Here is a 14,378-nt window from a genome sequence, read left to right on the forward strand (position 1 = left end):
GCTAGGCTTTCGGCCCGGACCCGTCAACCCTGTGACACCGCGCGGGGATAGGCTATGCCGCCCTCAAGCAGACTCATCCACAGGAACGCACATGATCAGGGAAACCATCCAGAAGGAAGTCGTCGCGGCGATGAAAGGCGGCGACAGGAAGCGCACGGCCGCGCTGCGCCTTGTCACGGCCAAGATCAAGGACCGCGATATAGAGCAGCGGACGGCCGCAAGCACCCCGGCCGATGACGAACTGGTGCAGGATGTGCTGCTCAAGATGGCGAAGCAGCGGCGCGAGTCGATTGCCATGTATGACGATGGCGGGCGCGAGGAACTGGCGGACCAGGAGCGCTTCGAACTTGCCGTTATCGAAGAGTTCCTGCCACGGCAGATGGACGAGAGCGAAACCAGAGCCGCGATCGCCGCGATCAAGAGCGATCTTGCCGCCGCCGGCCTCAAAGACATGGGGCGCGTCATGGCGGAACTGAAGGCGCGGCATGGCGCATCGCTGGACATGACGCGGGCTAGCGCGCTGGTGAAAGAGTCGCTTTCCGCGTAAGCTGAAGGCCATGACGCTTTCCCCGCAATGGCTGGACGAGTTGCGCGCGCGGGTGACGCTCAGCACGGTGATCGGGCGGACAGTCCGGTTGCAGAAGGCGGGACGGGAATACCGGGCGTGCTGTCCCTTCCACGAGGAGAAGACACCCAGCTTCTACGTCAATGACGCCAAGGGCTTTTACCACTGTTTCGGGTGCGAGGCACATGGCGACGTCATCCGCTGGCTGACCGACCAGCGCGGCCTTCCCTTCATCGACGCGGTGAAGGAACTGGCGGTGGAGGCCGGCATGGAGCTGCCCGTACCCGACCCGCGCACGGCGGAACAGGCCCAGCGCCGCGCCGGCCTGCACGACGTCATGGCGGCGGCACAGGAATGGTTCGCGCTGAACCTGCAATCGTCGGCGGGTGCCCGGGCACGGGACTACCTTGCCACGCGCAATTTTACACCCGACACGCTGAAGGCGTTTGGCTTCGGCTACGCGCCTGCGGACAAGACCGGCCTGAAAGAGGCTCTGGCCCAGTTCGGGGACGCGCTGCTGATCGAAGCAGGCCTGCTCATCCAGGTGGAAGGCAAGCCGCCCTACGACCGCTTCCGCGACCGGCTGATGCTGCCGATCCGCGACGTGCGCGGGCGGGTGATCGCTTTCGGCGGTCGCCTGCTGGAGCAGCGCGACAACGCACCCAAATACCTCAATTCTCCCGACACGCCGTTGTTCGACAAGGGGCGCAACCTTTACAACCTCGACCGCGCGGCACCGGCGGCGCGGCAGACCGGGCGGATTGTCGTGGCGGAAGGTTACATGGACGTCATCGCGCTGGCCAACGCGGGGATCGCCGAAGCCGTTGCGCCGATGGGCACTGCTCTTACGGAAACGCAGATCGAGCTCTTGTGGCGCCAGACCGAATGCCCGGTGCTGTGCTTCGACGGCGATGCGGCCGGACAGCGCGCGGCGATGAGGGCGGCCATCCGCGCCCTGCCCCTGCTGCGCCCCGGCCATACCCTGCGCGTCGCGCGTCTGCCCGCTGGCAAGGACCCCGACGATCTCGTCCGGGAACAGGGACGGCAGGCGGTCGAAGCCGTGCTGGCGAAGGCGGTTTCCCTTGCCGACCTGCTGTGGCACGGTGAATTCGGTGCAGCGCCACTGGATGGCCCTGAAGCAAAGGCCGGGCTGAAGGAGCGACTGCTGGGTCACGTGGAGACGATCGCCCATCCCGACATTAAAGCGCTGTACCGCCGCGACCTTTTGGCCCGTTTCTCCGAATTTGCCTTTCCTCCCCGTACCGCGCGGCAGCAACGGCCGGAACGCACCGCCGGTTTCCCGGTCGCAAAATCCGCGTCGGCGGCCCTGAAACGCCATCTGGGTCTGTCGCGGCAGGATGAGCTTGCCTGTGCTGTAGTGCACGGCTTTGCGCGCCACCCCGGCCTTATCGACTCCTGCGCCGAACTGCTGATCCGGTATGCGCGACGGCACCCCGATCATGCGCCCGCGGTTGAACAGTTGCTGGAGCTGTCTGAGTCGCAGCAGGTGGAGTCAAGCGAGTCGCCCCAGCTGGTTCCTGACCTGCCCGCGCCCGCCGAACCCGGCCGCTATCGCTTCCTTGCCGATGGTGTCGACGAACAGGACGCCAGATCCGCCCTGCGCGAAGCGGTAACCTTGCTGGTGGAAGCGCCGGAGATGGAACTCGCCCTCGCCGCCGCGACCGCCCGCTTCGCCGAAGATCCGGAAGGCGCGTTCGCGGAACAACAGCGGCTTTTGCAACGAAAGCTGGAAATCGACTCGCGAGTGCGCCACATACGCAGCTGAACACCCTGATCTTCAGGCCACCACCCCTTGATTGTCGCCGCCTTCGAGGCGCGCGGAAATGAACGGATTTGAACAACGCATGGCAGCCGACACCAATATCGCCGAAAAAGATGACGCTCCTCTCATCGATCTCAACGAAGCATCCATCAAGAAGTTGATTGCGCGAGCGAAGAAGCGCGGCTTCGTCACCTATGACGAACTGAACGAAGCGTTGCCGTCGGATCAGATGAGCCCCGATCAGATCGAGGATATCCAGACCGCCCTGTCGGAAATGGGCGTTCAGATCGTCGAACATGATGACGAGGCCGACGCGGAAGGCGAAGGCGACGGTGACCCGGACGCAGAAGATCAGGACGAAGGCGGCCCGCATGACGAGGACGGCGAACTGTCACTCGAACCGCGCAAGGTGGCGGCACCGGTAAAGAAGAAGGAAACGGAAGGGCGTACCGACGATCCCGTCCGGATGTACCTGCGCGAAATGGGCGCAGTGGAACTGCTCAGCCGCGAGGGCGAGATCGCCATTGCCAAACGCATCGAAGCAGGCCGGGACATGATGATCATGGGCCTGTGCGACAGCCCGATCACCTTCCACGCGATCATCCAGTGGTCGGAAGCGCTGAACAACGGGGAGATGCAGCTGCGCGAGATACTCGATCTTGATGCGATGCTGTCTAAGGAGCCTCCGGTCGAGAAGATGACCGATGATGCCGACGACGAGGAAGACGACGGCGAGATTTCCGAAGCGACCGCCGGTCCCACGATCCGGGACGATGAGGACGAGGACGAGGATAACTCCGAAGCAGCCGGCGACGAGGATGGTGAGAGCGAAGGCAAGCCGCAGCGCCGCGACGATGACGAGGAGGAAGACAATACGCTGAGCCTCGCCCAGATGGAGGCCGCTCTGAAGCCGGAGGCACTGGAGCGGTTCGCGCGCATCGCCGATCTGTTCGGCAAATTCGAGAAGATTCAGCAGGAACGCGTCGACGTGCTCGGCCGGGGCGATGAATACCCCGCAGCCAAGGAACGCAAGTACGAGGCGCTGCGCGAAGAACTGACCGCCGAGGTGGAAAGCGTGCAGTTCCACGCCAACAAGATCGAGTTTCTGGTCGACAACCTTTACGCCTTTAATCGCCGGCTGACGACCCTGGGCGGCCAGATGCTGCGTCTGGCCGAAAGGCACAAGGTGAAACGGCGGGACTTCCTGGACGCCTATGTCGGCAACGAACTTGACGAGAACTGGCTGACGGAGCGGGCGAAGAAGGACAAGAAGTGGGCCGCTCTGGCAGAACGGGAGGCGGACGCAATCGAACGCATCCGGCTGGAAATCGCGGACATCGCGGGCGCAACCGGGATGGCGCTGCCCGAGTTCCGCCGCATCGTTAACATGGTGCAGAAGGGCGAACGCGAGGCCCGCATTGCCAAGAAGGAGATGGTTGAGGCAAACCTGCGCCTGGTCATCTCCATCGCCAAGAAGTACACCAACCGCGGCCTGCAGTTCCTTGACCTCATCCAGGAAGGGAACATCGGGCTGATGAAGGCGGTCGACAAGTTCGAATACCGGCGCGGGTACAAGTTTTCGACCTATGCCACCTGGTGGATCCGGCAAGCGATTACCCGGTCGATTGCCGATCAGGCGCGCACGATCCGCATACCCGTGCACATGATCGAGACGATCAACAAGCTGGTGCGCACATCCCGCCAGTTCCTGCACGACTTCGGGCGGGAGCCAACGCCGGAAGAGATGGCTGAAAAGCTGTCGATGCCGCTGGAAAAGGTCCGCAAGGTGATGAAGATCGCCAAGGAGCCGATCTCCCTCGAAACGCCGATCGGGGACGAGGAAGATTCGCACCTTGGCGACTTCATCGAGGACAAGAACGCCATCATTCCGGTCGACGCGGCCATACAGGCTAATCTGAAGGAAACGGTGACACGGGTACTCGCCTCGCTGACCCCGCGCGAGGAGCGCGTTCTGCGGATGCGGTTCGGGATCGGCATGAACACCGATCACACCCTGGAAGAGGTGGGGCAGCAATTCAGCGTGACGCGCGAACGCATTCGCCAGATCGAAGCCAAGGCGCTGCGCAAGCTGAAGCATCCCAGCCGCAGCCGCAAAATGCGCAGCTTCCTGGATCAGTAGCGGTTCACGCGGCGGGCTACGCTCTATGCGGGAACGGGGCGGTGGCCCGCTGTAGGTTGGCCGGACCGGTTCGATTGCCGAAGACCCGCCTCGCCTGCTTCGACGCACGATATCTATTTCTGAGCTCGCGGCGGTGTATAAAGATTGCACATTAAGGAAGATTTGCGTAGCTAAACAACATGGACAGCTTGCGCGACGCAATTGACTTCATCGGCGGACCGGCCGCTCTGTGGATCCTGGCCAGTGTCTATTTCGGACTGCTTGTGGCCGAACGGGTCTGGTACGTTGTCAAACAGCAAAGCTACAACAGCGCGGACGCCTGGTGCAGCGTTGGCCTGAACCTCATTTCCAGCACGCTGAACCTGATCTTCGCAGTGCTGGTTCCGCTGGCGCTGTATGTTCTGGTCTTTGACAACCTCCGACTGGTCGACGGCATGGCGTTGTGGCTGGCCATTCCATTGGCATGGCTGATCCAGGAATTCGCCTACTACTGGGATCACCGGCTGGCGCACCGGGTGGGGCTGCTATGGGCGTTTCATGCCATTCATCACTCCTCCAACGAGTTCAACCATTCGACGGCGGCGCGCGGTTTCGCGTTGGATGGTCAGATCAAGCACCTGCTCGCCCTGCCTGGTGCGCTGATCGGAGTGGATCCGGTCGTGTACATTGCCGTCACGGTGGTCATGAATGCTTACGGTATCTGGAACCATGCCAGCTATGTTCCGCGTCTCGGCCTGCTTGACCGGCTGTTGATGACGCCCAAGATGCACAAGGTGCATCACGCCAACCAGCCGGAGTACATCGATCGCAATTACAGTCAGGTGACGCTGCTCTACGACCGGCTGTTCGACAGCTACACTCTCATCGAACGGGAACCCGTGGTCGGGCTGGTCAAGCCGGTGGACGACAACAATCCTTTCACCGCGCAGTTCGCGGGGCTGAAGCAGCTCAAGGAACGCATCGACATGGCCGACCGGTGGCAGGACAAGCTGGCTTATCTCTGGCGGCCGCCTGAGTGGACGCATGACGGCGTATGTCGCAGCGAGTGCCCCAAATACGGTGCGATGCAGGCGACCGCCTGACGGGCAAGCTTCGCCGCTGGAGTTTCCGCCGCCAATTCACTAGGTGGCACGCATGCGCATAGCGATTGCTTCCGATCACGCGGCCCTGGCCTTGAAAGCAGCTCTTTACGAGTGGTTGCTCGAGGAAGGGCATCAGGTGGCCGACCTTGGCCCCCATGATGGCGACAGCGTTGATTATCCCGACTACGGCTATCAGCTTGCGGGTGTGGTTGCGGACGGCACCGCCGATCGCGGGATCGCGCTGTGCGGGTCGGGCATCGGCATTTCCATCAGTGTGAACCGCCACCCAGCCTGCCGCTGCGCCCTTGTGGGAGAGCCGCTGTCCGCCACGCTTGCGCGGGAACACAACGACGCCAACGTGCTGGCGCTGGGGGCGCGATTGATTGGCCTCGACATGGCCAAGGCGTGTGTTAGTGCATTCCTTCAGACGGAGTTTGCCGGCGGCCGGCATCAGCGGCGCGTTGACAAGCTCTCCCATCCATCTGCCGAGGCCCGATCATGAGCACCGCCGCCGCCTACACAGACGACCTGCCGAACAGCGGCTTCTGGACCGACACATTGGAACAGGCCGACCCGGAGGTGTTCGCCGCAGTGCGGGGCGAACTGAAGCGGCAACAGGAGCGCATCGAACTGATCGCGTCGGAAAACATCGCAAGCCGTGCGGTGCTGGAAGCGACGGGCAGCGTCTTTACCAACAAATATGCCGAAGGTTATCCGGGCAAGCGTTACTATGGCGGCTGCGAATACGCTGACGCGGTGGAAAACCTTGCCGTAGAACGGGCGAAGCGTCTGTTCGGTTGCCAGTTCGCCAATGTGCAGCCGAACAGCGGCAGCCAGATGAACCAGGCGGTGTTCCTGGCCCTGCTGGAGCCGGGCGACACGTTCATGGGGCTCGATCTCAACTCCGGCGGACACCTCACCCATGGTTCCCCGGTCAACATCAGCGGCAAGTGGTTCAACCCGGTCAGCTATGGCGTGCGGCGTGAAGACGAGTTGATCGACATGGACGCCGTGGCCGCAACCGCGCGGGAGCACCGGCCAAAGCTCATCATCTGCGGCGGCACAGCCTACTCACGCTTGTGGGACTTTGCGGCGTTCCGCGCGATCGCGGACGAGGTCGGCGCGACACTCCTGTGCGACATGAGCCACATCTCCGGCCTGGTTGCCGGTGGAGCACATCCATCGCCCTTCCCCCACGCCCACGTCGTCACGACGACCACGCACAAGAGCCTGCGCGGCCCGCGATCGGGCGTTATCCTCACCAATGACGAGGCGCTGGCCAAAAAATTCAACTCGGCCGTTTTCCCTGGCCTGCAGGGTGGGCCGCTGGTCCATGTAATCGCCGCCAAGGCAGTGGCCTTCGCCGAAGCGCTGAGGCCGGACTTCAAGCTCTACGCTCGCCGGGTGGTCGACAATGCCCGCGCCCTTGCCGCCAGCCTGGAAGAACACGGCCTGCGGATCGTTTCCGGCGGGACGGATAATCATTCCATGCTGGTGGACCTGACCGGCGCAGGCGACGGCAGCGTCACCGGCAAGGCCGCCGAACATGGCCTCGATCGGGCATGGCTGACGTGCAACAAGAATGGCATCCCGTTCGATGCCCGCTCGCCATTCATCACCAGTGGCATCAGGCTGGGAACGCCGGCCGGCACGACCCGCGGTTTCGGTCCGACAGAGTTCCGCCAGATCGGACATCTGATCGCTCAGGTGGTGCATGGATTGGCCGCAAATGGCCCGGACGGTGATGCCGCCATAGAGGAAGATGTACGGACCCAGGTCACTCAACTATGCGGGCGTTTCCCCGTCTATCCAGGAATGTAAGCCATGAATAACGACCCCTATCGCAAGCCGAACCTCCTTGATGATGCCAAGGCGGAAGCGTCCGCAATGGCCAAGGGAGGGATGAGCCACCCGTCGACCAAGCCCGTCCTTGCCGGTGCCGTGATTGGCGGACTTGCAGGTGCGCTGCTGCCGGTGGTGACGCTGCCGATCGGCGTCTTGGCGGGCGCTGGCTACGCATTCTACAATCGCATCAAACGCTGATCCGGGGTCAAGGCGGCAATGACAGCGGGCGCGAAGCAGCCTGCGATAGTGCTCGTGCGCCCACAACTGGGTGAGAACATCGGCAAGGCAGCGCGCGCCATGCTGAATTTCGGCCTTACGGACCTGCGGCTGGTTGAACCGCGCGACGGCTGGCCCAACCCTGCCGCCGGACCTGCCGCGGCCGGTGCGGACGAAGTGCTAACGGGGGCGCGGCTGTTCGCCTCCGTTGCGGATGCTGTCGCGGACTGCAGCCATGTCCATGCCACCACGGTTCGCAAGCGCGGAGTCACCAAACCGGTACTCACGCCCGAAGAGGCGGCCCGGCAGATCCACGAGGTACAGGGACAAAGCGCGATCCTGTTCGGTCCAGAGCGTTCCGGCCTTGAAACGGCGGACGTGGCGCTTGCGCGCAGCATCATCACCGTGCCGATCAACCCTGCGTTCGGTTCGCTCAACCTTGCCCAGGCTGTCGTTCTGTGTGCCTACGAGTGGTCCAAGACCGCGGCGGGCGCCAATCGGCTGGAGCAACCAACCGCGGAAGAAAGTCTGCCGCCGGCTCCGCAAGCTGAGCTTGAGGGGCTGATTGCGGAGCTGGAAGGCATGCTGGAGCCGGCCGGATACTTCCATCCGGAAGATCGGGCGGAGGCGACCCGCCGGACATTGCGCAACCTGTTGACCAAGCCCGCCTGGAATCATCTGGAAGTACGCACCCTGCGCGGAGTGCTGTCTGCCGTCAAACGGCAGATCGGTTCCTGATCCGGTCCCATTCGTCCATCTCGTAGGCAATGGATGCTTCGACGAGCTGGTCCCACAAGCTTTCGATCACTTCCACGGGCACGCCAAGCCGCTGCGCATCGGCACGAGCGTTGGCGATCACTTGGGCCTTGCGGTCCATGTCCCGCACCATCCCCCGCTCCTCCTTGATGCGCGCGGCCGCCCGCATATAGCCGAACCTTCGGGCGAGCAGCTGCAACAGTTCGCGATCCGTCGCATCCACGCCGCGGCGGACTTCGGACATGCAGTGGCACTGTTCGGGAAGAATGCTGGTTTTCATGCCACCTCAACTGCCGCGCTGCGCCGCGGTTGTCGAGGCCCGGCTGCGCAGCCCGGTCAACCTTGACCCGCAGCCAGTGTCTGCTAAGGGCACGGCCACGCGAATTGGCCCCGCACCCCGGTGAAGCGGCGGCCGCGCCCGGCATCTGTCCGGGCGGTGCGATGCCGGGTTGGACGCCAGACGCCAGGTCTGGTCAGCAGATACGGAGAATACCATGACAAAGCGCACCAGCGCCAAGCACAAGCTCGATCGCCGCATGGGCGAAAACATCTGGGGCCGGCCGAACAGCCCGGTCAACAAGCGTTCGTACGGCCCCGGCCAGCACGGGCAGCGCCGCAAGGGCAAGGTCAGCGATTTCGGCCTTCAGCTGCGCGCCAAGCAGAAGCTGAAGGGTTACTACGGCGACGTTACCGAAAAGCAGTTCAAGCGCGCCTACAAGGATGCCAGCGCGATGAAGGGCGACACGGGGCAAAACCTGATCGGCCTGCTGGAACGGCGTCTCGACATGGTGGTGTACCGTGCGAAGTTCGCGCCCACGATCTTTGCGGCACGCCAGATCGTCAACCACGGTCACATTCTGGTTAACGGCGAGAAGTGCAACATCGCCAGCCGGCGGGTCGATGTGGGCGATGTGATCAGCCTCGGCAGCAAAGCCAAGGAGATGGCGCTCATCATCGAAGCACAGAGCCTGCCTGAGCGCGACATCCCCGATTACGTCGCGCCTGACGGCACCGACAAGGTCACCTACACCCGCGTGCCAAAGCTGGATGAAGTACCCTATCCGGTCACGATGGAGCCGAACCTGGTGGTCGAGTTCTACTCGCGCTGAGTAGCAGCCATATTTGAAGGAAAAAGGCGGCCTTTTTGCCGCCTTTTTCATGCCTTAATGGTGCGACGAACAACCACTGGCGGTGGGAACCCGGGCCGCAGCTTCATCATTCCTTCAATACTATGATGCAGTACCGGTTCATCACCCCCAACAGGGTCGGCAAATGGTATCGATCCCTGGCCGACGCGCAGCGATCGGCGATGGCGATCGGCGCTGGATTTCTCTGTCCAGCCGGCTCGTTCACGCCCTATCGCGGCACGGTGCTGGAACTGCGGGACAGCGGCCGCTCGTGATCCGTTCAGGGAGCGATCCGCTGCCCATCCCACGCGAAGCACCCGCCGCTATCTTCAGGGTCCAGCTTGTCGAGAACCCTGAGCAGACTGCGCGCTGAATCCGCGGGAGTGAACAGCTTGTCAGTCGGCACGTTGCGCTGGAACGGTCTGGACAGCGCCGTGTCCACGGTTCCCGGGTGCAGCCCGACGCACACCGCATCCGGTCGCTTGCGGGCGAGCTCGATCGCCAGCGTTCGGAGCAGCATGTTCAAGGCCGCCTTGCTGGCGCGATACCCGTACCAGCCGCCCAGCCGGTTGTCGCCGATGCTTCCCACCCGGGCCGACAGGGCGGCGAAGACCGCCCGTCCCTCCCGCGGAAGAAGCGGCAGGAAATGTTTGGCGACCAGCGCGGGACCGGACGCGTTCAGGGCGAAGATGCGGGCCAGGCTGGCGGGGTCGAGATCGCGCCAGCTTTTCTCCGGCGGCCGTCCGTCCGGCTGCAGCACGCCCGTCGCGACAATCACGAGATCGAGGGCACCGCCCATTGCGCACTGCCCTGCTGCATTGGCTATGCTGCTCTCGTCCTCCAGATCAATTTGATGATCTGTCGCAGCGGCCGTGCGCGACAGCCGTATCGTCTCGCATCCGCGCCGCTCAAGCGCATCGGCCAGCGCGCCGCCAATACCGCCGCTGGCGCCAATCACCGCCGCCCGTCGCCAAATCATGTCCCGAAGTAGTTCCGCCTGAATTCGCCCGCAAACTGGCCCATCCTGCCACCGGCGATGGCGCCACGCATCCCCTCCATCAGCTGCTGGTAGAAGGAAAGGTTGTGCTGGGTCAGCAACATGGCCCCCAGCATCTCCTTGGCCTTGATCAGGTGATGCAGATAAGCGCGCGTCCACGTGGCGCAAACCGGGCAGGTGCAGCGCGCGTCCAGCGGCTCCTGATCCTCCGCGAAACGGCTGTTGCGCAGGTTCATCGGCCCGGCCCAGGTGAATGCCTGCCCATTGCGGCCCGAACGTGTCGGCAGCACGCAGTCGAACATGTCGATGCCGCGCTCCACCGCCCCGACTAGGTCGTCGGGCTTGCCGACCCCCATCAGGTAGCGCGGCCGGTCACGGGGTAGCTGCTGCGGCGCGAAGTCCAATGTGGCGAACATTGCCTCTTGTCCTTCGCCGACCGCAAGCCCGCCCACCGCGTAACCATCGAAGCCGATCTCCACCAGCGCGTCCGCCGACTGCCTGCGCAACTGCTCGTCTAGGGCGCCCTGCTGAATGCCGAACAGCGCCGCGCGGCCCGCGTGTTCCGCGCCTGCATCGAAGGCATCGCGGCTGCGCCTCGCCCAGCGCATCGACAGCTCCATGCTGCGGGCAATCACCTCGCGCGGCTGGTCGGCGCGGGGGCATTCGTCGAAGGCCATGACGATATCCGAGCCGAGCAGCCGCTGGATTTCCATCGAGCGTTCCGGCGTCAGCAGATGGCGCGATCCGTCCACATGGCTGCGGAACTCAACACCGTTTTCTGTCAGCTTGCGCAGGTCAGACAGGCTCATCACCTGATAGCCGCCGCTGTCCGTCAGGATCGGTCGGTCCCACCCCATGAAGCGATGCAGCCCGCCCAGCCGCGCCATCCGTTCCGCCCCCGGACGCAGCATGAGATGGTACGTGTTGCCCAGGATGATGTCCGCACCCGTGGCCCGCACATCGGCAGGCCGCATCGCCTTCACCGTTGCGGCGGTCCCCACCGGCATGAAGGCGGGTGTGCGGATGACGCCGCGCGCCATCGTCACGGCGCCGGTCCGCGCAAGGCCATCGGTGGCGGCGATGCTGAACAAAAAGCGTGTCACATGCGCCTCAGAACCCGTACACCAGCGTGAAACGCGACAACGTGCTGGTATTCACCCGTCCGGCGGGCGGGTTGCTGTTGTAATCAACCTGATAGGTCATGCGGGTCGACAGCGCGTCGCTTATCTTTGCCTCAAGCCCGGTCACCAGATTCAGGCTGGTATTATTCGAATCCACGATCAGCAGCGCCGACCCGCCGGTCTCGGCAACCGCGTTGGTGTCTTGGGTGAACGTCAGCCGGTCGGTGATGCGCCAGTCGAAATCCACGCCCAGCAAGCCGGCAAGACGGGTTTCTCCCCCGCCATTTATGAGCCGATTGACGCGAACTGCCGGGCCGGCTTTCAACGACAGGTCCATATCGTCGGCATCAATCACGCGGTATCCGACGCCCCCGGATAGGGCGTAGCGCGCGGCAAATCCCTGCACCCTGTCTCGTTCATACTGCGCAAGACCGTAGGCGAACAGGCGATCGCTGAAGGTGTAGCGCGGCTCGTAGGCGAGCAGCATCTGCTCGCGCGTGGTGCGGCCGTTCGCCGCCTGATAATCGGCCCGGCCGCTCAGTTTGTGACTCCATCTGTCGCCTTGCCAGGTCGCGTTGATTGCGCCTGATGCGCCGATATCGTTGCTGCCGCCGGTGGCCCGAAAAGCGCCTATTTCCCCCCTGCCCGACCAGCGTGTCGGTTGTTGCGCTTGGGCTGGCGCCTCCGGTTCTGCGGCGGCGAGTTTGGTCGCGGGCGTCGCGCTGTCCGTTTCCGCCTCCGCACGCTGACGTGCCTCGACCCATGCTTGGTACAGGGCGTCGATCTCGGCGTGGCCCTCCGGCTGGGTCTGCCTGGCGATGGCGACGACGGCCTCTATCTGGGCTGGATCCCCATTGGCGATGGCCGCTTCGACCATGGCGCGCACCGGTTCTGCCAGTTGCGCCGCGGCGGGCGCGGGAAAGCAGAGGGCGGCGATCGGCAAAGAGAGTCTCGGCATGGGCACCCCACGGCTAGCGCGGCGAAGCACCGCGCATCAAGCCCGCTGTCAACTGCGCAGCCGCCAACCGGTTCTGAAAATGACAGCGATGATGGTCACGCATACCGCCAGAAACAGGGCTGTGACGCCGAACGAGACGAGAATATTCACATCAGCCTGACCGTAGAAGGTCCAGCGCAGCCCGCTGACGAGATAGACTATAGGATTAAACAGCGCGACCGTCCGCCACGGCTCTGCCAGCATGTCGATTGAGTAGAAAGTGCCGCCCAGAAAGGTGAGCGGCGTCAGGATGAGGAGCGGGACCAGCTGCAACTTCTCGAATCCTTCCGCCCAGATACCCAGGATGAAGCCGAGCAGGGAGAAACTCGCCGCCACCAGCATGATGTACAGCAGGGCCAGCAACGGATGCGCAATCCGGTAATCCACGAACAGCATGGCGGTTACCAGAATGACGGCCGCGAGAATGAGGCTCTTGGTTGCCGCCGCGCCCACAAACCCGATCAGCGTTTCGGCAACGCCCACCGGCGCCGACAGCAATTCGTAAATGGCGCCAGTGAAGCGCGGCATGTAGATGCCGAAGCTCGCGTTGCTGGTACTTTCCGACAACAGCGTCAGCATTAGCAGACCGGGAACGATGAAGGCGCCGTATTCGACACCGCCGATGTCGGTCATGCGTCCGCCGATCGCGGCCCCGAACACGATGAAGTACAGGCTGGTCGTAAGCACCGGCCCCACCAAAGAGCCGAAGATGGTCCGGCGAAAGCGCGCCAATTCGTTAAGGTAGATCGCCCAGGTCGAACGGAAGTTGATCATGCCGCCACCCCGTTCTCGACCAGATCGACGAAAATATCCTCCAGCGTCGACTCCCGCTGCTCGATAGCGGTGAACAGGATGCCTTGTTGTGTCAGCAGGCGGGCAATCTGCGCCACTTCCTGCTTCCCCCGTCCGGTGCCGTCCCCGCCGCGATAGCACAGCGTGGTGCCGGCGGGATCAAGGGTCAGGCCGAACGGGTCGAGATAAGCAGGCAGCACGTCCATACGATCCGCCAGGGTGAACCGCGCCTCCGTCCGGCCAAGCCGCCGCATCATCGCATGCTTGTCGTCGACCAGCAGCACACGCCCCTTGTCGATCACGCCGATGCGGTCGGCCATCTCCTCCGCTTCTTCCAGATAATGGGTGGTGAGGATGATCGTCACGCCCTGTTCGCGCAGCGTATCGATCTGCCGCCACATGTCGCGGCGCAGTTCGACGTCGACCCCGGCGGTCGGCTCGTCCAGGAACAGGAGATCGGGATCATGCGCCAGAGCCTTCGCGATCAGCACGCGCCGCTTCATGCCGCCCGACAGCTTCCTGATCTGCTCTCCCCGCTTGTCCCACAGGGACAGGGAGCGCAGCACTTCCTCTACGCGGCCGCGATCCGGTGCGCATCCGAACAGACCGCGCGAGTAGCCAACCTGTCGTTCGACCGTGTCGAACATGTCGAAACCAAGTTCTTGCGGCACCAGCCCGATACGGCTCCGCAGCCCCCTCCAGTTCCGGGCCAGATCTGATCCGAAGGCGTGGATAGTGCCGGAAGTGGGCCGCACCATGCCGCATACCGCGCCAATCAGCGTCGTCTTGCCCGCGCCATTCGGGCCCAGCAACCCGAAGATTTCGCCACGGCGTATCTCGAGGCTGACCTCGTCCAGCGCCTTGAGGCCGCCGGGATAGATCTTGCTCAGCTTGTCGATTTTGAGGATCGGGTCCGCCACCGCTGCCACATCGGCCACGCAGAGGCGAATAGCAAGA

At 63.6% G+C, this 14,378-nt stretch carries 16 protein-coding genes; 10 read left to right on the top strand and 6 right to left on the bottom strand.

Features of this window, described 5'->3' with window-relative positions:
* Positions 1–91: 91 nt before the first annotated feature.
* The 8 genes from LHJ54_RS11025 to LHJ54_RS11060 all read left to right on the top strand — a co-directional run bounded on the left by LHJ54_RS11025 (position 92) and on the right by LHJ54_RS11060 (position 8,369).
* Complete coding sequence (locus LHJ54_RS11025) at positions 92–547, top strand: GatB/YqeY domain-containing protein (protein WP_228243958.1); 456 nt, start codon at positions 92–94, stop codon at positions 545–547.
* 10 nt (positions 548–557) lie between these two features.
* A complete protein-coding gene (gene dnaG / locus LHJ54_RS11030; protein WP_228243959.1) occupies positions 558–2,351 on the top strand; it encodes a DNA primase in 1,794 nt (597 codons plus the stop codon).
* Positions 2,352–2,409: 58 nt separating this feature from the next.
* Positions 2,410–4,488 carry an RNA polymerase sigma factor RpoD gene (gene rpoD / locus LHJ54_RS11035; protein WP_373457073.1) on the top strand — a complete coding sequence of 693 codons (2,079 nt, stop codon included), beginning with the start codon at positions 2,410–2,412 and terminating at the stop codon, positions 4,486–4,488.
* Positions 4,489–4,667: 179 nt separating this feature from the next.
* A complete protein-coding gene (locus tag LHJ54_RS11040; RefSeq protein WP_228243960.1) occupies positions 4,668–5,570 on the top strand; it encodes a sterol desaturase family protein in 903 nt (300 codons plus the stop codon).
* A 52-nt stretch (positions 5,571–5,622) separates the two neighbouring features.
* Positions 5,623–6,072, top strand: coding sequence for a ribose 5-phosphate isomerase B (gene rpiB / locus LHJ54_RS11045; RefSeq protein WP_228243961.1), 450 nt, complete (start codon positions 5,623–5,625; stop codon positions 6,070–6,072).
* Entirely contained in the window at positions 6,069–7,391 is a 1,323-nt protein-coding gene (glyA, locus tag LHJ54_RS11050; RefSeq protein ID WP_228243962.1) for a serine hydroxymethyltransferase, read from the top strand. The genes rpiB and glyA overlap by 4 nt, the downstream gene beginning before the upstream one ends.
* Positions 7,392–7,394: 3 nt before the next feature.
* Positions 7,395–7,613, top strand: a complete 219-nt coding sequence (locus LHJ54_RS11055) for a hypothetical protein (RefSeq protein ID WP_228243963.1) — start codon at positions 7,395–7,397, stop codon at positions 7,611–7,613.
* A gap of 18 nt (positions 7,614–7,631) precedes the next feature.
* Positions 7,632–8,369 (top strand): RNA methyltransferase, encoded by a 738-nt coding sequence (locus LHJ54_RS11060; RefSeq protein ID WP_228243964.1) that lies wholly within the window; start codon positions 7,632–7,634, stop codon positions 8,367–8,369.
* Here the strand turns inward: LHJ54_RS11060 and LHJ54_RS11065 are convergent.
* Entirely contained in the window at positions 8,347–8,667 is a 321-nt protein-coding gene (locus tag LHJ54_RS11065; RefSeq protein WP_228243965.1) for a chorismate mutase, read from the bottom strand. The genes LHJ54_RS11060 and LHJ54_RS11065 overlap by 23 nt on opposite strands.
* Before the next feature lie 214 nt (positions 8,668–8,881).
* On the opposite strand from LHJ54_RS11065, the gene rpsD reads away from it, so the two are divergent.
* Entirely contained in the window at positions 8,882–9,496 is a 615-nt protein-coding gene (gene rpsD, locus LHJ54_RS11070; RefSeq protein ID WP_228243966.1) for a 30S ribosomal protein S4, read from the top strand.
* A 122-nt stretch (positions 9,497–9,618) separates the two neighbouring features.
* On the top strand, positions 9,619–9,789 hold the full coding sequence (locus LHJ54_RS11075; RefSeq protein WP_228243967.1) for a hypothetical protein: 171 nt from the start codon (positions 9,619–9,621) through the stop codon (positions 9,787–9,789).
* Between the two features lie 5 nt (positions 9,790–9,794).
* Here LHJ54_RS11075 and LHJ54_RS11080 read toward each other — a convergent pair whose 3' ends face one another.
* The 5 genes from LHJ54_RS11080 to LHJ54_RS11100 are packed head-to-tail and all read right to left on the bottom strand — an operon-like array spanning position 9,795 to position 14,341.
* Positions 9,795–10,493 carry an SDR family NAD(P)-dependent oxidoreductase gene (locus LHJ54_RS11080; RefSeq protein ID WP_228243968.1) on the bottom strand — a complete coding sequence of 233 codons (699 nt, stop codon included), beginning with the start codon at positions 10,491–10,493 and terminating at the stop codon, positions 9,795–9,797.
* Complete coding sequence (tgt, locus tag LHJ54_RS11085; RefSeq protein ID WP_228243969.1) at positions 10,490–11,614, bottom strand: tRNA guanosine(34) transglycosylase Tgt; 1,125 nt, start codon at positions 11,612–11,614, stop codon at positions 10,490–10,492. Before tgt ends, LHJ54_RS11080 begins: the two co-directional genes overlap by 4 nt.
* A gap of 7 nt (positions 11,615–11,621) precedes the next feature.
* Entirely contained in the window at positions 11,622–12,590 is a 969-nt protein-coding gene (locus LHJ54_RS11090) for a YdiY family protein (RefSeq protein ID WP_228243970.1), read from the bottom strand.
* Positions 12,591–12,638: 48 nt separating this feature from the next.
* Positions 12,639–13,403 (bottom strand): ABC transporter permease, encoded by a 765-nt coding sequence (locus tag LHJ54_RS11095; protein WP_228243971.1) that lies wholly within the window; start codon positions 13,401–13,403, stop codon positions 12,639–12,641.
* A complete protein-coding gene (locus LHJ54_RS11100; RefSeq protein ID WP_228244361.1) occupies positions 13,400–14,341 on the bottom strand; it encodes an ABC transporter ATP-binding protein in 942 nt (313 codons plus the stop codon). The genes LHJ54_RS11095 and LHJ54_RS11100 overlap by 4 nt, the downstream gene beginning before the upstream one ends.
* Positions 14,342–14,378: the final 37 nt, after the last annotated feature.

Source organism: Porphyrobacter sp. GA68 (assembly GCF_022605525.1).
In the GTDB taxonomy this organism is placed as follows: Bacteria; Pseudomonadota; Alphaproteobacteria; order Sphingomonadales; family Sphingomonadaceae; genus Qipengyuania_B.